Raw genomic sequence first — 19,093 nt, forward strand, 5'->3', positions numbered from 1 at the left:
GTGGCTCAGCGGGTCGGCACGACGTCGGGTGCGTCGTCGATGTCGCCGGTCTCCCCGGCTTTCGCCGCGCGACGACCGAAATACGCGATGTACGACAAGAACGCCAGCTCGGCGACGATTCCAATGCCGACCCGAACCGCCGTCGGCAACGGTGACGGTGTCACCAGCGCTTCGATCAAGCCGGAGACCAGCAACACGCCCACCAACCCCACCGCGACCGACACGACGCCACGGCCGTGCTCGGCGAGCACCTGTCCGCGCGGACGGTCACCGGGCGAGATCACCGACCACCCCAGCCGCATCCCCATTGCCGCGGCGAGGAACACCGCCGTCAGCTCCAGCAATCCGTGCGGAGCCAGCAGCCCCAGCAGTATGTCGCCCTTGCCGGCATGAAACATCAGTCCGGCGATCACTCCCACGTTGGCGGCGTTTTGGAACAGCACCACAGGGATCGGCAGTCCCAGCACGACGGAGAACGCGATGCATTTTGCGGCCACCCACGAGTTGTTCACCCAGACCTGCAGGGCGAACGCCAGGGCGGGGTGTTCGCTGTAATACGACGAGACATCATGGTTGACCAATTCGTCGATATCAGTTGGTGTTCCGAGGGCGGACTGCACCTCCGGATTGCCGGCCACCCAGAAACCGATCACCGCCACGACGGCGAAGAACACGACGGCCGTCGCCAGCCACCACCGCCACGCGCGGTAGGCGACCACCGGGAAGGACACCGTCCAGAAGCGGGTGAACGCACTGCTCAGCGGGGCGTGCGCTCCCGTCACCGCGGCGCGAGCGCGCGCGATCAGGCTCGATAGCCGGCCGATCAGCAGCGAGTCCGACCCGATCGTGCTGGCCGACCGCAGCATCGACAGATGAGTGGACACCCGCTGGTAGAGCTCGACCAGTTCATCGACTTCGGCGCCCGTCAGCGACCGGCGTCGCTTGATCAGCTGGTCGAGCCGGTCCCAGGTGCCGCGATGGGTCAGCACGAACGCGTCGACATCCACCCTGCGCAGCCTAATTGAGCTCCCCCGGGTGTCGTCGCCTGCAGCCGTAAAGCCTGTACCGTTCGGTGGTATGTCCGAGGTGGTGACTGGCGACGCCGTCGTGCTCGACGTGCAGATCGCCCAGTTGCCGGTGCGGGCCGTGAGCGCGCTGATCGATATCACGGTGATATTCATCGCCTACGTGGTCGGGTTGTTGTTGTGGGCGGCCACCCTGACCCAATTCGACGAGGCGTTGACCACGGCAATCGTCATCCTCTTCACGATGCTCGTGATGGTCGGGTATCCCCTGGTGTTCGAGACCGCGACGCGGGGACGCTCATTGGGCAAGATCGCGATGGGTTTGCGGGTGGTGTCCGACGACGGCGGCCCGGAACGCTTCCGGCAGGCGCTGTTTCGCGCGCTGGCGTCGGTGGTGGAGATCTGGATGCTCGCCGGGAGTCCCGCGGTGATTTGCAGCATATTGTCGCCAAAGGCCAAACGTATCGGCGACATCTTCGCCGGCACTGTCGTCGTCAGCGAACGCGGTCCTCGGCTGACGCCTCCGCCGGCGATGCCGCCGGCGATGGCTTGGTGGGCGTCGTCGCTGCAACTGTCGGGACTAGATGCTGGCCAGGCCGAGGTCGCCCGCCAATTCCTCTCTCGCGCATCGCAACTCGATCCGCAACTGCGCCAACAGATGGCCTACCGGATCGCCGGTGATGTGGTGTCGCGGATCGCCCCGCCGCCCCCGCCCGGCGCACCGCCGGAGCTGGTGCTCGCCGCCGTGCTCGCCGAACGACACCGCCGCGAACTGGCGCGACTTCGACCGATGCCCCCTGGCCCATGGCCGCCAACCGGACCGGCACCGTCGCCGCCCATGGGCCCGCCTGCGGGCCCTGCTGGGCCCGCGCCGTGGCCCGCTGCTGTGCCGTCGCCATCTCCGCAAGCGCAGCCACAGACCGCGCCGCGTCCGGAGCCGGGCCCGACGACAGAGACCGGCGGTTTCGCAGCGCCGCACTAAGCTGTTGTAATCGGCGGTGGCATCGTCGGGCTCGCGGTGGCAAGCGGACTGCAGCGAGCCGGCTGGCACACTTGACCATTTGGAGCCGAGCATGTCACTGAGCGCCGCCAAGCGCGTGCCACCCCTCTCCGTGGCGATGAAAGAGGGTTCGACGACAGAGCACGACGCCGCCGAACAGTCGCCGTTTGTGTCGGAACTGCTTGCCGGGCGGATCAACGGACAGGGCTATGCCGATTACCTGCGACGGCTGCGCGTGGTCTACGGCGCGCTGGAAGACGCCGTGCGGGCCCGCCGCGACGACCCGCTGGTCGCCGCCGTGTACGACCCGGCCCTGGAGCGGCTGTCGGCCATCGACGCCGACCTGGAGCATTGGGCGCCCGGCGCCACGCATCAGGTCGAATCCCCCGCTGCCCAGGCCTACCGCGACCGCGTCGCGACCGCATCCTGGGGCGGCGCCCTGGTGGCGCACCACTACACCCGCTACCTCGGCGACCTCTCCGGCGGCCAGGCCATCGGCAAGATCCTCGACCGCACCTTCGATCTCGGCGGTGCCGGGTTGGCCTTTTACGAATTCCCGATGCGGCCGAAGCCGTATAAGGATTCCTACCGGGCCAAACTCGACGGGCTCAGCCTCGACGCCGAAGAGATCGATCGTGCGGTCGACGAGGTGAAGGTCGCCTTCTACCTAAACCGGGCAATGTTCGACGAGCTCGCCGACAATATGTCGGCCTATCGGCGCTGATCGTCGAACTCGTTACTGGGCGGCTTACTGCGCGACCGTCGCCGCCATGATGGCGACGTCAGCGACCAGGAGCGCCCATCCGCACAACGGAACCGCGAGGCCGCCTCGGCGCTTCGCGGTGAAGAACGAGACGAGGATGACGACCAGGGCCACCGCCGGCGCGCCGTAGAACGCGACGCCGAAGTCAAAGAAGTCCGAGCCCCCGCGGCCCAGGCCGGGACAACTGTGATCGCTGCAGGCACCGGTGCTCATTACAGCGCCGAGCGCGAAGAGCATCACGATCGCGGCGGCCGGCACCGTGGTCAGCGCCATCCCCCAGTTGACCCATGGCCAAATGTCCCCCCGGTGGCGGCTTTCGACCTGCGCGGGCTCGGTCGCGCTGCCGGCGCGGTGGTCGATTGCCAGGTTGTGATTATTGCCGTTCACCAGACAGGTGCTACCCGCCCACCGCTGGATGCAAACAGGCCGCCGTCGTTCTCGGTTCCGGGCCGGGATCTGTGCAGGGGGTTGCATCGCGATAGTTTACGATATATCGTGATACGCTTGCGATACACCGGAAGCGCATCACGGCGCTTCCCTGAGACCTAAGGACTACAAACATGACCAACCCATTCACTCCTGGCGGCGGAGAATTCCCCGGCCGACCAGGCTTCGGATTCGGCTTCGCGCCCGGCCCCGTGGACCGACGTGCTCTGCACGCCGCACGGAGGCAAGCCCGACACGAGTTCCGCGAACACCTCCGCGAACACGGCGGTGGCAGGGGCTTCGGACCCGGTTTCGGACCTGGCTTCGGACCCAGTTTCGGACCTGGCTTCGGCCCCGGATTCGGACCCGGTTTCGGACGAGGCGGTCGGCGCGGCGGCTGGGGCCGTGGTGGCCCCGGGCGTGGCAAGCGCGGCGACGTGCGGGCAGCCATCCTGAAGCTGCTGGCCGAGCGGCCGATGCACGGCTACGAGATGATCCAGCAGATCGCCGAACGCAGCAACGGGCTGTGGAAGCCGAGCCCCGGCTCGGTGTACCCGACGCTTCAGTTGCTGGACGACGAAGGCTTGATCACCGCGAGCGAAACCGATGGCAGCAAGAAGCTTTTCGAGCTGACCGACACGGGCCGCGCGGCCGCCGAGAAGGTCGAGACTCCGCCGTGGGAAGCGATCACGGAGGGCGCCGACCCGGGACAGGTGAACCTGCGGGCCGCCATTGGCCAGCTGTTCGGCGCGGTTGCGCAGTCCGCGCACACCGCCACCGAAGAACAGCAGCAGCGCATCGTCGAGCTACTCAACAATGTGCGACGCGAGGTCTACGGCATCCTCGGCGAGGACTGACCCGTAAGTGAAATGCCCGCCGGCGAAACTGCCGGCGGGCATTTTCACGTCGTCCCCGTGCCGCGAGCGTGCGCAAAATGCCAGCCAAACCGGTGTGTCGTTGTACCGACACGCACTCTCGCGGCACGAAAGCTTAGGACACGTCGACCCAATCCAGGGTCCGCTGTACGGCCTTGCGCCAGCCCGCATATCCCGCGGCGCGCTCGTCGTCGTCCCACGTCGGCGTCCAGCGCTTGTCCTCTTGCCAGTTCGCCCGCAGATCGGACGGGTCGGCCCAGAACCCGACCGCCAGACCCGCCGCGTAGGCGGCACCGAGCGCGGTGGTCTCGGCGACCACCGGCCGAACCACGTCCACACCCAGCACGTCGGCCTGAATCTGCATGCACAGGTCGTTGCTGGTGATGCCGCCATCGACTTTCAACACTTCAAGGCGCACACCGGAATCTGCTGCCATCGCGTCCACTACATCGCGGCTCTGGTAGCAAATCGCCTCCAGCGTCGCGCGAGCCAGGTGCGCGTTGGTGTTGAACCGCGACAGCCCCACGATCGCGCCGCGGGCATCCGAGCGCCAATAGGGGGCGAACAAGCCGGAAAACGCCGGCACGAAATACACCCCGCCGTTGTCGTCGACCTGACGGGCCAGCGACTCGCTCTGCGCCGCCCCGCTGATGATGCCCAATTGGTCACGCAGCCACTGCACCGCCGAACCGGTCACCGCGATCGAACCCTCAAGCGCGTACACAGGCTTGGCATCGCCGAACTGATAACAGACCGTGGTCAGCAAGCCATTGTCGGATCGCACGATCGTCTCACCGGTGTTCAGCAACAGGAAATTGCCGGTGCCGTAGGTGTTTTTCGCCTCCCCCGGGCCAAGGCACACCTGACCGACCATCGCTGCATGCTGGTCGCCCAGGACGCCGGTGATCGGCACCTCGCCACCGACGGGCCCACTTTCCAGGGTGACGCCGTACGGCTCCACCGGCGACGACGGGGCGATCGCCGGCAGCATCGCCCGTGGAATGGAGAAGAACGACAGCAGCTCGTCGTCCCAGTCCAGCGTCTCGAGGTCCATCAGCATCGTCCGGCTGGCGTTGGTGACATCGGTGACGTGCACGCCGCCCCGCGGGCCGCCGGTCAGATTCCACAACACCCAGGTGTCGGCGGTGCCGAACAGGGCATCACCGGCTTCAGCGGCCGCGCGCACCCCGTCGACATTCTCTAAAATCCACTGCAGCTTGCCGCCGGAAAAGTAGGTTGCCGGCGGCAGTCCGGCCTTGCGGCGGATGACATCCCCGCGGCCGTCACGGTCCAGCGCGGACGCGATGCGGTCGGTGCGGGTGTCCTGCCAGACGATCGCGTTGTAATAAGGCCTGCCGGTCCGCTTATTCCATACCAGCGTCGTCTCACGCTGATTCGTGATTCCCAGCGCCGCAATGTCTTTCGGAGCCAGATCGGCTCGGTTCAACACCGACATCAGCACCGAGGAGGCACGCTCCCAAATTTCGACCGGGTCGTGCTCGACCCAGCCGGCGCGGGGCAGGATTTGCTCGTGCTCGAGCTGGTGGCGGGCCACCTCGGCACCGTCGTGGTCGAAGATCATACACCGGGTGCTGGTGGTGCCCTGGTCGATGGCGGCTACGAATTCAGCGGAGTCAGCCAACTGCTCTCCTCGGAGTCAGATCGGACACTGCGGGTAATCGTCTCACTTGCGTAACCGACCGTAACCCTGTTGCATCGGCCTTGTGGGCGAAGAGGTCAAGCGCACCACGTACGACCGCGAACACCGTCGCGAATACCGGCGCAAGGTGCAGCTTTGTTTGGACGTCTTCGAGACGATGCTTGCCCACTCCAGGTTCGATTCGGACCGGCCGCTGACCGGCATGGAGATCGAATGCAACCTGGTCGACTCCGACTATCAACCCGCCATGTCGAATCGATTCGTGTTGGACGCGATCGCGGATCCGGCCTATCAAAAAGAATTGGGCGCCTACAACATCGAATTTAATGTGCCACCGCGGCCGCTGTCCGGGCGCACCATTGTGGACCTGGAGGCAGAAATCCGCGCGAGCCTGAACGACGCCGAGGCTAGGGCGAGTTCCGGGGCCGGTCCTGGGGGCGGGGCCCACATCGTGATGATCGGCATCCTGCCAACGCTGATGCCCGAACATCTGCGAGACAACTGGATGAGCGAATCAGCCCGCTACGCGGCGCTGAACGATTCGATCTTTTCCGCCCGCGGTGAGGACATTCCGATCAACATCTTCGGCCCCGAGCCGCTGAGCTGGAATGCGGCGTCCATCGCACCCGAATCCGCTTGCACCAGCGTGCAATTGCATCTGCAGGTCGCTCCGGAGGATTTCGCCGCGAACTGGAACGCGGCCCAGGTGCTGGCCGGACCCCAGCTGGCGCTGGCCGCGAATTCGCCGTTCTTCTTCGGTCACCAACTGTGGTCGGAAACCCGTATCGAGGTGTTCGCCCAGTCCACCGACACCCGCCCCGAGGAACTCAAGACCCAGGGGGTGCGGCCACGGGTGTGGTTCGGCGAACGGTGGATCACGTCGATTCTCGACCTGTTCAAAGAAAACATCCGCTACTTCCCGTCCCTGTTGCCCGAGGTTTCCGACGAGGATCCGGTCGCCGAGCTGGCCGCGGGCCGCAGCCCGCGGCTTTCCGAATTGCGTCTGCACAACGGCACGGTCTACCGGTGGAACCGGCCCGTGTACGACGTTGTCGGCGGGCGTCCGCATCTGCGGCTGGAGAACCGGGTCTTGCCCGCCGGACCAACCGTCGTTGACATGCTGGCGAATTCGGCCTTCTACTACGGCCTGCTGCGCAACCTCTCCGAAGCCGACCAACCGCTGTGGAGCATCATGAGTTTCTCTGCGGCACAACGAAATTTCCTGCAGGCCGCCCAGCATGGCATAGACGCGCGGCTGCAGTGGCCGGGCCAGGGCGAGGTGACGATCCAGCGACTGGTGCTGGACACGCTGCTGCCGATGGCGCACGATGGGCTGCGCCGCTGGAACGTCGACGCCGATGTACGCGACCGGCTCCTCGGAGTCATCGAAGGACGCGCCAAGACGGGCCGCAACGGCGCGTGGTGGCAAGTGTCGACCGTACACGCCCTGCAGGACCGCGGGATGACCCGACCGCAGGCACTGGCGGAAATGCTGCGCCGGTACTGCGAGCACATGCACGCCAACGAGCCGGTGCACACCTGGTAGCCGCGGGTAGGTTGGGAAACATGAGTTTTGAGCTACCCGACTGGGACGATGCGTACCGGGAACAAGGCGCGTTCGAGGGACCGCCACCGTGGAACATCGGCGAGCCGCAGCCCGAGCTCGCCGCGCTGATCGCGGCCGGCAAGGTCCGCAGCGACGTGCTGGACGCCGGCTGCGGGGTTGCCGAGCTGTCGTTGTCGCTCGCCGCAGACGGCTACACCGTCGTCGGCATCGACAACTCACCCACGGCCATCGCCGCGGCCACCAAGGCCGCGCAGGAACGCGGGCTGAGCACGGCCAGTTTCGAGCGGGCCGACATAACAGAGTTCTCCGGGTATGACGGCCGGTTCAACACGGTGATCGACAGCACCCTGTTTCACTCGCTGCCGATCGAGGGACGCGACGGCTACCTGAGCTCGGTGCACCGCGCGGCCGCCCCCGCTGCCGGCTACTACGTGCTGGTATTCGCCAAGGGCGCCTTTCCGGCGGAGTGGGACACCAAGCCCAACGAGGTCGACGAGGACGAACTGCGCTCGGCGGTGAGCAAGTATTGGGAGGTCGACGACATTCGGCCGGCCTACGTCCACGCCAACATTCCGTCCGGACCGGAGGGGCCTTTCCCGCCGCACGACCGCGACGACAAGGGCCGGATGATGCTGCCCGCCTACCTGCTCACCGCGCACAAGGCGTAGCGCGCTCGGCTACAGCGCGTCACTCGGTGTCCCAGCAACCACACCAGCACCGGTGGCCCGGTCATTACCCAGTTCCGAAAACCGATGGCACATGTGATATCAGGAGCCCGCTAGTCGAAATCGAACAGGCCGCCCAGTCGCGTGTCAAACCGCCCCGAAAGTTTCTGCACCACCCACTGATTCATCGACACATTCTGCTCAGCGGCTTCAATGACGAGCCGCGCGTGCAACGCCGGCGAGGTCCTAACTACGAACTTGCCGCTGTATTGCCGTTCGGTAATTGGCGCCGGCACTTCTTCACCATCTGCTTTCCGCTCGGCGATGAACTCGTCGACGGCTTTCTCGATAGCCGCGGTGGCCTCTTGCAGGGCCGGTGCCCATCGCGACAGCCACGGCAATTCGATACATTGGACAACGTATTCGCCGTGCTCAGGCCACCATTCGGCGCGGTAGGTGTAGTGGTTCATCCTTGCGTGATATCGCATGCGCCATCAGGTTGGAAAAGGCAGCACCTCCTCGCTGAGCGACTCAAGTGACTCTTGAGCCTCGTGAGGTCCAATGCTCTTGACAATGCCACCCCTCATAAATGCCCCACGACGGAGCGTCGCACCAAGCGCGACGAACGTCACTTCACCGCCGCGAATTACGTCACTACGTCAGTCCCGACCCCGCCCTCCTGGACCTGAGCCTGTCGCTAAGGCAGCGGTGAGGGAGCGCACGTAGCCCCCCGGTCGAAACCGTCTTGCCGCGGCGTCACGTAGCCACCGCCGCGGTCGCGGCGATCAGCGCTTCGGCGAAGGTCTCCAGATCCTGCGCCGTGGTGTCCAAATGCGGCGAGATCCGCAGCACCGGCGCGGTCATCTCCATCGGCGCGCGCTGCACCCCGGCACAGGTTGTCACTATCCGCCGCTCGACGAGCAACCACTCGCGCACCGCCAGCGGGTCGGCACTGTCGACCGGCGCAAGCGTCGTGATCGCACTGGGCTCCTCGCCCTCTTCGACCACCCGCCACCCGGGCACGTCGACCAGTGTGGCCCGGCTGGCGGCGCCCAGCTCGGCCAAGTGGGCTCGTACCGTCTCCGGCCCGTAGGCCAAATGTTCGCCCAGTGCCACCGAAAACCCCACGCGCGCAGCGATATTGGCTTCACCGAACTCGAGCTGCTGGGCGACCGTCAGCGACTGTGCCCACTTCGGGGCCGGCAGCCTGGGAGTCAACCGCTCCAACAGCTCGGGCCGCACGGCAAGCGCGCCCACACCGCGCGGCCCCGCGATCCACTTGCGCGACGACGAGTAGGTGACATCGGCGCCCACCGCGCAGTCCACCTGCCCCAGTGCCTGGGCTGCGTCGACGACCAACGGCAACCCCAGCTCGCGGCAGAGTTGCGCCACCATCGCCAGCGGTTGCACCACGCCGCTATGGCTGGCCACCGGGGTGAGATGCACCAGATCGGGCGGCTCTTCGTTCAGCTGGTACGCCGCGTCATCGAGCGCCAGCCTGCCGTCGTCGCGGGTCGGCAGCGTGCGCACGGTGAATCCGTGCGCGGACATCACCGCCAGGTTGGGGCCGTACTCGCCGGGAAGGCAGGCCAGCGTCCGGTGTTCCGACGGCCAGCTGCCCAGCAGCAGGTCCAGCGCGTTGAGTGAGCCGGTGGTGAACAGCACCTCGATATTGGAGGCATCCGGACCCCAGCACAGCGCGGCGAACGCGGCGCGTCCGGCGTCCAGCACGGGCGCGGCGGCCTCGGCCGCAACGTATCCGCCGACCTCGGACTCGTGCACGGCGTGCCGGGCGGCCGCGTCCATCGCGGCGAGGCTCTGACGCGAGCATGCGGCGTTGTCCAGGTGCAGACCGGCGAACGGCGGACGCGCCGCCCGCCATCGGTCGGCCAGCGCCTCGCTCACTTGGCGGCCAGCGACAACCCGAAGTCGCCGGCGTCGTCCGTCCAACACCGGGACCGACGCAGCCCCGCGCCGGCCAATTCGGCGCTCACCCCGTCCGGACGGAACTTGCACGACACTTCCGTCAGCATCTCTTCACCGGCCGTGAACTCGACGGTCAGGTCGAGCGCACCGACTCGCACCCGCTGACGGCGCTGCGAGCGCAGCCACATCTCGATCCGCTCCTCTTCGGTGTTCCAGCGGGCGACGTGCTGATAGGCGTCGATGTCGAAGTCGGCGTCGAGTTCCCGATTGATCACCGCGAGCACATTGCGATTGAACTGGGCCGTCACCCCCGCGGCATCGTCGTAGGCGCGCACCAGCCGGTCGGTGTCCTTGACCAGGTCGGTGCCCAGCAGCAGGGTGTCCCCCGGTCGCATCACCGCGGCCAGGGTCGCCAGGAACTCCGCGCGCGGTTCGGGTGTCAGGTTGCCGATCGTGGATCCCAAGAACACGAACAAACGCCGTCCGCCTTCGGGAATCTCGGTCAGGTGTTCCTCGAAATCGCCGCAGACGGCCTTGATTTCGACGCCCGGGTACTCGCGCTGGATGGCGGTCGCGGTCGCCGATAGTATGCCGGCGTCGACGTCGAACGGCACGAATCCGCGCAGCGATCCGCGGCCGCGCAGCGCGTCCAGCAGCAGCCTGGTCTTCTCCGAGGTCCCGGCGCCCAGTTCGACGAGGGTGTCGGCTTGGCTTGCGGAGGCGATTTCGGCCGAGAAGGCCCGCAGGATCTGCGCCTCGGCGCGGGTCGGGTAGTACTCGGGCAGCCGGGTGATCTGGTCGAACAGGTCGCTTCCCACCGAATCGTAGAACCACTTGGGCGGCAATGACTTCGGCGTCTTCTGCAGGCCTTCGAATACATCGCGGCGCAATGCGCGATGCGCCGAGTCGGCGCCGAGGTGGTTGGCCAGCGACAGCGTCATCAAGGTCCTTTCGGTGGTCCGGTGAGCTCCAGCGGCGTCAGGGAAATCAGGGTGACACCTTGTGCGGTGACTTCGACGAGGTGACGGTCCGGCACGTCCTCCCAGTCGTATTCGTCGTCGTACGGCTCGCTGGCCAGCACGACACCGTCGTCGCGGCGCAGAATGGACAAGGTGTCCCCCCAGACGGTGGCGAGTAGCCGAGAGCCGTTGGTGGCCAACACATTAAGCCGGGCATCCGGGTCGGCTTCTCCGATCTGCGTGATGGTCTCGCCCAGCACGTCCAGCCCGCGCGCGAAGATGGTGGCCGCGAGTATCGCGCTGTCGCAGACTGATTCGGCGGACGAGCCGGCCGGGAGCACGGCGCGGTCGACGACACCGTTGTGCGACAGCAGCCATCGGCCGTCGGTGAACGGCGCGGTCGCGCTGGCTTCGATCGGCATGCCGACGGTCGCCGAGCGCACCGCGGCCACCACGCAGTGGCTGCGCAGCGCGGGCGCTATCGAGTCGAACGACACGTCGCCCCACAGCGGCGCGGGGCTGCGCCAGCGCCGGGGTACCTCCGCATCGAAAAGGCCGACACCCCAACCGTCGGCGTTCATCAGGCCGTGCTTTTGCCGGCGAGGGGCGTAGGACTGCACCCGCAGCGAATGCGGCGGATCGAGCACCAGCGAGGAAAGCGTGACCTCGCGCCCGAGCCAGCCGAGATGACGGCACATCAGACGTCCTCAATTGACCAAGCCAACCGGACGCCCGAGAAGATCTGCCGGCGGTATGGGTGGTCCCAGTTGCGGAAGCTGGGCCGCAGGATCGCGGACTCCACCGCCCACGATCCGCCCCGCAACACCCGGTAGTCGCCGTCGAAGAACGGTTGCGAGTATCGCTCGTAGATCATCGGGACGAACCCGGGCCAGGGCCGCAGCGGTGAGCTGGTCCACTCCCAGACGTCGCCGAGCATCTGCTCGACCCCGTAGGCCGAAGCTCCGTCCGGGTAGGCGCCGACCGGCGCCGGACGCAGCGAGGTGCCACCGAGGTTGGCTCGGGCTTCCGACGGCGCCTCGGCTCCCCACGGGTAGCGGCGACGGGTGCCGGTCGCCGGGTCCCAGGCGCAGGCCTTCTCCCATTCCGTCTCGGTGGGTAGCCGGGCACCGGCCCAGGCCGCGTAAGCCTCGGCCGCGAAGTAGCTGACGTGCTGTACCGGCTCGTCGGGCGGAACGTCTTCGACGCGGCCGAAGCGGGTGCGGCTGTCGGAACTCCAGAATTGCGGGGCGGTCAGGCCCGCGGCCTGGCGGTGTTCCCAACCGCGCGTGGACCACCAGCGCGAGTCGGAGTAGCCGCCGTCGTCGATGAAGTGGCGCCACTCGCCGTTGGTGACCGGGACCCGCCCGATCCGAAACGCCGGCAGATCGACGACGTGGGCGGGACGTTCGTTGTCCAGTGAGTAGGGTTCGGTCGCGGCGTCGACGCCCAGGACGAACGGGCCGGCGGGCACCACAACCGACGTTCCGGCCAGTCCCGGCCGGCCCGCGGGCAGCGCGACGGTATCGGACAACAGCGGCGCACCGGTGCGCAGGTTCAATGCCTGCAGCATGGTTTCGTCGTGCTGGTTTTCGTGGCTGACCACCATGCCGAAAACAAAGTCGCCGTTATCGTCCGAGAGCGCGTCGAGGGCGTCGAGCACGGCGGATCGCACTGTGCGGCAATACGACTGCGCACGCTTCGGAGACAGCAGCGGTAAATCGACCCGGCTGGCGCGGGAGTGTTCCAAGGCGTCGTAGAGACCGTCGACGGCCGGCGGCAAAATCCCGGGCCGGTTCGGGTCACCGCCACGCAGCAGCCACAGTTCTTCCTGCTGACCGATGTGCGCGAGGTCCCACACCAGCGGGCTCATCAACGGGTCGTACTGACGACACAGTTCGGCGTCGTCGAAATCGACCAGCCGCAGCGTGCGCGTGCGCGCCCGCGCCAAATCGTCGGCAAGCCTTTCCCGGGACGTCACAGCCCCCCTTGCGCTAGCTGCGCGACCCTCGAAACCTCAGCCGCGATGCCGTGCTCGATCACCCGGTCGGCGAAATCGTCGCCGGGGCAGCGGCCCTTTGCGACGCAGCGGACTAGCCGCTCCATCGCGTCGCTGAGCTCGGCGGGCGCCCTCTCCGCGGCGACGGCCACGCATCGGTTCGCCGCCTCGTACAGCCGCCGATCACAAAGACCGAGCCGGGCCGCGTTGTCCCACGCGGTGGCCACCGGTTCGACGGCCTCCGCTGCGGTGTCGGCGGCGGCCGGGTCGTCGAGTAGGGCGACCAGCGTGAACACCACTGCGGGCCAGAACTCGTCCGGCATGCTGTCCAGGTAACGGATTTCCAGCCACTGCCGTGGGCGCACCGGCGGGAACAGGGTGGTCAGGTGGTATTCCAGGTCAGCGATGGTGGGGCGGCGATCGCCGAGCGACTGCCGGCCGTCCGCCCAGTCGGCGAAGGGCACCCAATGGGTGACCGCTGCACAGTCCGGGGCGTCCGGCTTGTTCACCAGCATCACCGGTGCCTTCAGCGCGTAGCGCGCCCAGTCGGTTCCCGGCTCGTCGCCGCTGGCACCCAGGATCGGGCCGCAGCGCGCCGAGTCCATCTGGCCCCACACCCGCTGCCGGGTGGAGACCCAACCGGAGAACTCGCCACCCAGCATCGGGGAGTTGGCGGCGATCGCGATCATCGTGGGCCCCAGCGCGTGCGCAAGCCGGACCCGCGCCGCCCAGCCAGCCTGCGGCCCGGCGTCCAGATTGACCTGGACCGAGGCCGTCGACGTCATCATCGCCGCACCCGCCTCCCCGGAATCGCTGGCGGCGAAGAATTGCTCCATGGCGCGGTAGCGCGCGCCGGGGTTGATCCGCTGGGGCGACCGCAGCGGGTCCGCGCCCAGAAAAACCAGCCCGAGCCCGGAGTTGGCGAAGGCCTTTCGCAACACGGCCTGGTCGTTTTTCATCGCAGCGATGGCCGCGACGACGCCGTCTTCGGGCGCGCCGGACAGCTCGACGGCGCCGCCGGGTTCCACGGTGACCGCGCTGCCGCCGGGCAACGGAGGTAGCAGCTCGAGTATCTCGGTGATTTCCTCCCACCGCGGCCTGCGGTACGGATCGGCCGGGTCGAAGCAGTGCGCCTCCAGCTCCAGGCCAACGCGGCCCAGCGGGCCATCGGTCAGGCAACCGTCGGCGATGTACTGCGCGGCCGTCGCGGAACAGGCCACCTCCGCTTCGGCGGGGCAAGCCAGGGAGGCCGCGGCGCTGCTGGCGGCGAGCGTCATATCACGATCCCTCCGGGTGCGCAGCTAACCGAACGATAGCCGCCACCAATTCATCTAGCAGACGGCACCGACATATTCCCGTTCCCGCCCACTTTGGCTGCACGGCTCAGATGGGTACCCAAAGTCATTCGCTACTGACCCAACGCGTTCTGCATGGCGCCGGCCAGCACGTTGACCGCAGGCCCGGCGTTGCCAGATTGGCAGACCTTGGCCTGCAACAACACATTTTCACGCAGCCGGGTTTGATCGAAGCACCGGCGATCGGTGCCCGCTTCTTGCTTCGTCCAGTTCGCATCGGCACCGGCCGCCGGCCCGCCGTCGAACGACCACACCTGCGTGATCCCGTTATCCAGGTGCATTGCGGTGGTCTGTCCCGCGCACCCCGCGGTTCGGTCCACCACCCGATGGAAAGCCCGTCCCGCGGCGTCGCTGGTGGCGAATACCCCGACCGCCTGCCTGACAAGGTGGGTTTGGTCGGTTGCCGACGTCTGTGCGGTGGCTCCGTTGAACGACGCCAGGTCGGGGTCGTTGTACACCTCCGGCAACCCGATGTCGGCCCAGTTGTTGCACACCGGGAGATCGACCCAGAACCCCTGGAACGGCTGGGTGAACACCGACTCCCACCCCATCGGGCCGCCGACGATGTTGCCGACCGATCCCTTGCCGAGGACCGCGTAGGACACCACTCCCGGGTCCGACGGGTGGGCTTCCGCAATGGGGACTGCGCCCGGGATCCCGAACGCTCCGCCAAGGCCCAGAACGACGCTCGCCGCCGTCGCAGGGACCCCCGTGATCCGCATCACGCGATCCAACCGCGCTAGACCTTGGCCGAGACTTCGACGTGGATGTTGCCCCGGGTGGCTTTCGAGTACGGGCACACCTGGTGAGCCTGCTCCACCAATTCCTGGGCGGCGCTTTCGTCCAGGCCCGGCAAATAGCCGAGGATCTTGCCGGTGAGCCCGAATCCGCCCTCGGAATCCTTGCCGAATCCGATCTCGACGGTGACGCTGGTGGCGGATAAGTCTAGATCGAGCGCCACCTTTGACTTGCCGGCCACCAGGCGCAGCGCACCCAGGAAACAGGCCGCGTAACCGGCGGAGAACAGTTGCTCGGGATTGGTGCCCTCACCGCTGCCGCCCAGCGCCTTCGGAGGCCGGGTGTCCGTGTCGAGGCGGCCATCCGCTGACTTCACGTGGCCGTCGCGGCCGCCACCGGTCGCCGTGGATTCCGTGGTGTAAACGACGTCAATGGTCATGGGTTCGATCATGCCAGGCGCGCCCGCCGCCTTCTACTGCCCCAGGTTGGCCCGCACTCCCTCTTCGACCTTCTTACCGAGATCGGCGTCGACATTGCGCCAGTACTCGAACACCCGCGACAGCACCGGCTCCTTCACGCCCTTGGAGACGTGCCCAATGATGTTGTGCGCCAACCTGTCCCGTGCGGCGTCGTCCAGCACCTCACGCACCATGGTGCCGGGCTGTCCCCAGTCGTCGTCATCGGGACGCAATGTGTAGGCGGCGCGGACCATCTCGCCGTCGGCCATCCACCGCACCTCCGCAGCACGCGCCGGGTCGGCCTTCGGCCCACCATAGGAGTTCGGCGCATAGACCGGGTCCATCGCGTTGTGCATCCGCATCGCCCCGTCTTTGGAGTAACTGCGCACCTCCACCTTCGGCGAATTAACCGGGATGTGCTTGTAATTGGTCCCCAGCCGGGCCCGGTGCGCGTCGGAATAGGAGAACCCGCGAGCCAGCAGCATCTTGTCCGGGCTCAACCCGGTGCCGGGCACGATGTTGTTCGGCTCGAACGCTGCCTGCTCGATCTCGGTGTGGTAGTCGGTGACGTTGCGGTCCAGCGTCATCTTGCCGACGTCGATCAGCGGATAGTCGCCGTGCGGCCACACTTTCGTCAGATCAAACGGGTTGAAGCGGTAGGTCTTGGCCTCCTCGAACGGCATGATCTGCATCTTGAGCGTCCAACTCGGGTGATCACCGCGCTCGATGGCCTCATACAGATCCCGCTGGTGGTAGTCACCGTCCTCGCCGGCCAGCCGGTCGGCATCCTCCTGGGTCAAATAGTCGACACCCTGGTCGGTGATGAAGTGATACTTCACCCAGAAGACCTCATCGGCAGCGTTGATCCAGCTGTAGGTGTGGCTGCTGTAGCCGTTCATGCGCCGCCAGTTTTTGGGGATGCCCCGATCGCCCATCAGCCAGGTCACCTGATGCGCGGACTCCGGTGAGAGGCTCCAGAAGTCCCACTGCATGTTGTTGTCGCGCAAATTCGTTGCCTGCATGCGCTTTTGCGACCGGATGAAGTGCTGAAACTTCAGCGGGTCGCGCATGAAGAACACCGGCGTGTTGTTGCCGACCAGGTCGAAGTTGCCCTCGGTCGTGTAGAACTTCAGCGCGAACCCACGCGGATCCCGCCAGGTGTCCGGGCTGCCCCGCTCACCGGCGACGGTGGAGAACCTGGCCAGCATGTCGGTCTTGGTGCCGGGCTGAAATACCGCGGCCCGCGTGTATTTGCTGACGTCGTTGGTCACCTCGAAGCGGCCGAAAGCGCCGCCACCCTTGGCGTGCGGTTGGCGTTCGGGGATGCGTTCCCGATTGAACATGGCCATCTGTTCAATCAGGTAGTGGTCCTGCAGCAGGATCGGACCGTCGGGTCCGATCGTCAACGACTGGTCATCACTGGGTGCGGGGCTGCCGCCGTCAGTGGTGGTATAGGAGTCGGTCATTGGCTATCTCCTTGCAAAACGGGCTGATTTGCCTGGCTGAGTCCACGAAAATCGCAAGGCGGCATGCTAATTGGGCTGTGCACACACCACCTCTACGCAGAATTACGCGGAACCTGCGGTTCGCGACGAATGTGTATGGGCGTCAAGCACTTTCAGGTCGGCACCGCACGACCCGGCGCCCCCCAGTAGGACACCGGATTGGTAGTCGCGTGACCCTAGAGCCACACAACTCAGTATGCCCTCGTTCTTGAACCGGTCAAGGAAGAAGTGGACGGGCTTGCGCCCGACTATCTAGGGCCGCGGCGCCGGACTGCCCGGAGTCGGAGCGGTGCTCGTCGGCAACTGGCCGGGGCCACCCGGACCGGCCGGCCCCGCGAATGGGCCGCCCGGACCACCGGGGCCGCCGGGGAAGGGTGGAGGAGCCATGCCAGGTCCGCCGGGGAAGCCCGGCTGCCATGGTCCGTACCCTGGCGGCGGCGGTCCCCACGGGCCACCCGGACCGCCGGGCCTGAACATGCCGTGATGATAGCGATGGCATTGGTGGTGCCCGAAGATTATGGCGCCGGAAAAGAATACGACCGACAAGATGAAGATGATCCCGGCGACAATCACCACCCACGCCGCGGCTGCGTAGAGCCTGGGTGGCTTGGCCCGCGGTGGCGGCGGAGGAGGCGGCGGAGCCGCGGCGACGGTAGTCGGCTGGGTCGAGGGTTCGGGCGTTTCGCTCATGTTTTGAATATTGCCCATGCCTATAACCGCCGTAACACGTTCGGGCAACAAACTTGCTGTGAATCCAGGCGCGACAGTTCGGTCCCCGAATGACGCGTAGCCCGGCACTCAGGGAGCGCCGGGCTACTAGTTGTGGGTTATTGGCCCGCCGGGGTCCTCCTACCACCCCGTGAGCACGTTTATTACTGGGAGTCCCCCTACGGCGTTGCTGTCCGCGACGGGAGCACCGACGACGGAATCTGGCCAGGTCCAGGCGCACCTGGAACCGCGGACGCGGGCCCACCCGGCGGGATTGCCCCGGGCGCACCGCCCGGTCCGCCCGGTCCGCCGGGTCCACCCGGACCACCGAATCGGTGCGGATGCATCATCATCGCGTGGTGCTTGTGGTGACCGTGGTGGCCGCCGTGACCCGAATGCTTCCCGAGGGCGTAGCCGGAGAAGAAGATGACCGAGACGATGAACACGATCCCGGCGACGATCGCGACCCAGGCCGCGAATTGAAAGACCCTGGGGGGGGTCCGGTGTACCACCTCGGCTGGCGGCAGAGGCGGCGGCGCTGTTGCGGTAGCAGTCCGCACTGTTGGGGTTTCTGATGTTTCACTCATGAGACACATGATGCGGGGGTAAACAATAGCTGCGGCTATGCGCTACTTAAGTACCAGCTATGAGCTAAAAACCCCGTCCTACCTGGCAAAATCGCCAAGCCCGTCGGCTAATCCGCCGTTGTTGACTTGACCTTCGTCCGGATCGTTGTGGCCGACCATGATCTCGATGACCTGCCCTTCGGAATGTTGTACCCGGCCGTCCTACGAAAGGGCGGCGTAGTAGTTAGCCGCCAGCGGAGTAGGGTGGCGGGTGCGGTTGGGAGACGCTAAGAACACCCCCAGGTGCATCGCGGATAGACAGCTGGACGGCATCAGATTTCAAGCCTGGCTATACGAAAGTCCGAGCGTCTCAGTAAATCCCTGCCACGGGAAGAAATCATGCCTACCTTTGAGGCGCAGCTCCGCCAGGACTTGCGCAACTACGCCGTCGAGTTACGGCAACTTGCCTACACCCTGCCCGAAGGTGTGGGCGAGCACGACCTGCTTCGATTGTCTGGTCGGATGCGCGCTACTGCCGATCAAGTGCAGCGTCGGCGGAGCGTTGATCATGGTTGATCGCGTCATGAGAGGCAGTCGCCTCGGATTCGTGAGCTATGAGACTGAGCGCAACCACGACCTAGCGCCACGTCAGATCGCGCGATATCGGACCGAGAACGGCGGGGAGTTCGAGGTCCCCTTCGCCGACGACGCTGAGATCCCCTGCACCTGGCTGTGCCGCAACGGCATGGAGGGCACCCTGATCGAGGGTGGGGTCCCGGCCGAACCCAAGAAGGTCAAGGTGCCGCGCACACCCTGGGACATGCTGCGGGAACGCCGCTCGATCGAGGAACTCGAGGAACTGCTCAAGGAACGCCTCGAGATCATCAAGTCAGGCCGCCGC

Annotated in this window: 21 protein-coding genes; 7 read left to right on the top strand and 14 right to left on the bottom strand. The window is 66.5% G+C overall.

Features of this window, described 5'->3' with window-relative positions; genetic code table 11:
- Positions 1-5: 5 nt before the first annotated feature.
- On the bottom strand, positions 6-1,007 hold the full coding sequence (locus ACLP9N_RS33245) for a stage II sporulation protein M (RefSeq protein WP_442411376.1): 1,002 nt from the start codon (positions 1,005-1,007) through the stop codon (positions 6-8).
- 70 nt (positions 1,008-1,077) lie between these two features.
- Between ACLP9N_RS33245 and ACLP9N_RS33250 the strand changes: the two genes are divergently transcribed.
- Both ACLP9N_RS33250 and ACLP9N_RS33255 read left to right on the top strand, forming a co-directional pair.
- A complete protein-coding gene (locus ACLP9N_RS33250; protein WP_442411377.1) occupies positions 1,078-2,007 on the top strand; it encodes an RDD family protein in 930 nt (309 codons plus the stop codon).
- A 91-nt stretch (positions 2,008-2,098) separates the two neighbouring features.
- Positions 2,099-2,749 carry a heme oxygenase (biliverdin-producing) gene (locus tag ACLP9N_RS33255; RefSeq protein ID WP_442411378.1) on the top strand — a complete coding sequence of 217 codons (651 nt, stop codon included), beginning with the start codon at positions 2,099-2,101 and terminating at the stop codon, positions 2,747-2,749.
- Positions 2,750-2,773: 24 nt separating this feature from the next.
- Here the strand turns inward: ACLP9N_RS33255 and ACLP9N_RS33260 are convergent, their stop codons facing one another.
- Positions 2,774-3,148 carry a hypothetical protein gene (locus ACLP9N_RS33260; RefSeq protein ID WP_442411397.1) on the bottom strand — a complete coding sequence of 125 codons (375 nt, stop codon included), beginning with the start codon at positions 3,146-3,148 and terminating at the stop codon, positions 2,774-2,776.
- 200 nt (positions 3,149-3,348) lie between these two features.
- On the opposite strand from ACLP9N_RS33260, the gene ACLP9N_RS33265 reads away from it, so the two are divergent.
- Positions 3,349-4,071: a PadR family transcriptional regulator gene (locus tag ACLP9N_RS33265; RefSeq protein ID WP_442411379.1), complete on the top strand. Its 723-nt coding sequence runs from the start codon at positions 3,349-3,351 to the stop codon at positions 4,069-4,071.
- A 133-nt stretch (positions 4,072-4,204) separates the two neighbouring features.
- On the opposite strand, the gene glpK is transcribed toward ACLP9N_RS33265, so the two are convergent.
- Positions 4,205-5,731: a glycerol kinase GlpK gene (gene glpK, locus ACLP9N_RS33270; protein WP_442411380.1), complete on the bottom strand. Its 1,527-nt coding sequence runs from the start codon at positions 5,729-5,731 to the stop codon at positions 4,205-4,207.
- Positions 5,732-5,813: 82 nt separating this feature from the next.
- Here glpK and ACLP9N_RS33275 point away from each other — a divergent pair, with 82 nt between their 5' ends.
- Both ACLP9N_RS33275 and ACLP9N_RS33280 read left to right on the top strand, forming a co-directional pair.
- The gene (locus tag ACLP9N_RS33275) at positions 5,814-7,295 is read left to right on the top strand and encodes a glutamate-cysteine ligase family protein (RefSeq protein ID WP_442411381.1); all 1,482 of its coding nucleotides are present in this window, start codon (positions 5,814-5,816) and stop codon (positions 7,293-7,295) included.
- Between the two features lie 20 nt (positions 7,296-7,315).
- The gene (locus ACLP9N_RS33280; protein WP_442411382.1) at positions 7,316-7,984 is read left to right on the top strand and encodes a class I SAM-dependent methyltransferase; all 669 of its coding nucleotides are present in this window, start codon (positions 7,316-7,318) and stop codon (positions 7,982-7,984) included.
- A gap of 110 nt (positions 7,985-8,094) precedes the next feature.
- Here the strand turns inward: ACLP9N_RS33280 and ACLP9N_RS33285 are convergent, their stop codons facing one another.
- From ACLP9N_RS33285 to ACLP9N_RS33335, 11 genes are all read right to left on the bottom strand, one after another.
- Positions 8,095-8,451, bottom strand: a complete 357-nt coding sequence (locus tag ACLP9N_RS33285; protein ID WP_442411383.1) for a type II toxin-antitoxin system HicB family antitoxin — start codon at positions 8,449-8,451, stop codon at positions 8,095-8,097.
- A 286-nt stretch (positions 8,452-8,737) separates the two neighbouring features.
- Positions 8,738-9,886, bottom strand: coding sequence for an ergothioneine biosynthesis PLP-dependent enzyme EgtE (egtE, locus tag ACLP9N_RS33290; protein WP_442411384.1), 1,149 nt, complete (start codon positions 9,884-9,886; stop codon positions 8,738-8,740).
- Entirely contained in the window at positions 9,883-10,848 is a 966-nt protein-coding gene (egtD, locus tag ACLP9N_RS33295; protein ID WP_442411385.1) for an L-histidine N(alpha)-methyltransferase, read from the bottom strand. Before egtD ends, egtE begins: the two co-directional genes overlap by 4 nt.
- Positions 10,848-11,564 carry an ergothioneine biosynthesis protein EgtC gene (gene egtC, locus ACLP9N_RS33300; RefSeq protein WP_442411386.1) on the bottom strand — a complete coding sequence of 239 codons (717 nt, stop codon included), beginning with the start codon at positions 11,562-11,564 and terminating at the stop codon, positions 10,848-10,850. The genes egtD and egtC overlap by 1 nt, the downstream gene beginning before the upstream one ends.
- A complete protein-coding gene (gene egtB, locus ACLP9N_RS33305) occupies positions 11,564-12,844 on the bottom strand; it encodes an ergothioneine biosynthesis protein EgtB (protein WP_442411387.1) in 1,281 nt (426 codons plus the stop codon). The genes egtC and egtB overlap by 1 nt, the downstream gene beginning before the upstream one ends.
- Positions 12,841-14,139, bottom strand: coding sequence for an ergothioneine biosynthesis glutamate--cysteine ligase EgtA (egtA, locus tag ACLP9N_RS33310; protein WP_442411388.1), 1,299 nt, complete (start codon positions 14,137-14,139; stop codon positions 12,841-12,843). Before egtA ends, egtB begins: the two co-directional genes overlap by 4 nt.
- A gap of 131 nt (positions 14,140-14,270) precedes the next feature.
- On the bottom strand, positions 14,271-14,939 hold the full coding sequence (locus tag ACLP9N_RS33315; protein ID WP_442411389.1) for a sensor domain-containing protein: 669 nt from the start codon (positions 14,937-14,939) through the stop codon (positions 14,271-14,273).
- 17 nt (positions 14,940-14,956) lie between these two features.
- Positions 14,957-15,394, bottom strand: a complete 438-nt coding sequence (locus tag ACLP9N_RS33320; RefSeq protein ID WP_442411390.1) for an organic hydroperoxide resistance protein — start codon at positions 15,392-15,394, stop codon at positions 14,957-14,959.
- Positions 15,395-15,427: 33 nt separating this feature from the next.
- Positions 15,428-16,879 carry a catalase gene (locus ACLP9N_RS33325; protein ID WP_442411391.1) on the bottom strand — a complete coding sequence of 484 codons (1,452 nt, stop codon included), beginning with the start codon at positions 16,877-16,879 and terminating at the stop codon, positions 15,428-15,430.
- 291 nt (positions 16,880-17,170) lie between these two features.
- Positions 17,171-17,608, bottom strand: coding sequence for a hypothetical protein (locus ACLP9N_RS33330; protein ID WP_442411392.1), 438 nt, complete (start codon positions 17,606-17,608; stop codon positions 17,171-17,173).
- A 197-nt stretch (positions 17,609-17,805) separates the two neighbouring features.
- Entirely contained in the window at positions 17,806-18,213 is a 408-nt protein-coding gene (locus tag ACLP9N_RS33335) for a hypothetical protein (RefSeq protein ID WP_442411393.1), read from the bottom strand.
- Positions 18,214-18,591: 378 nt separating this feature from the next.
- On the opposite strand from ACLP9N_RS33335, the gene ACLP9N_RS33340 reads away from it, so the two are divergent.
- Together ACLP9N_RS33340 and ACLP9N_RS33345 are read left to right on the top strand one after the other, a co-directional pair.
- On the top strand, positions 18,592-18,768 hold the full coding sequence (locus ACLP9N_RS33340) for a hypothetical protein (protein WP_442411394.1): 177 nt from the start codon (positions 18,592-18,594) through the stop codon (positions 18,766-18,768).
- A partial coding sequence (locus ACLP9N_RS33345; protein ID WP_442411395.1) for an RNA polymerase-binding protein RbpA occupies positions 18,761-19,093 on the top strand: 333 nt, incomplete at its 3' end. The genes ACLP9N_RS33340 and ACLP9N_RS33345, both read left to right, overlap by 8 nt.

The organism is Mycobacterium sp. (assembly GCF_052144515.1).
GTDB lineage: Bacteria > Actinomycetota > Actinomycetes > Mycobacteriales > Mycobacteriaceae > Mycobacterium.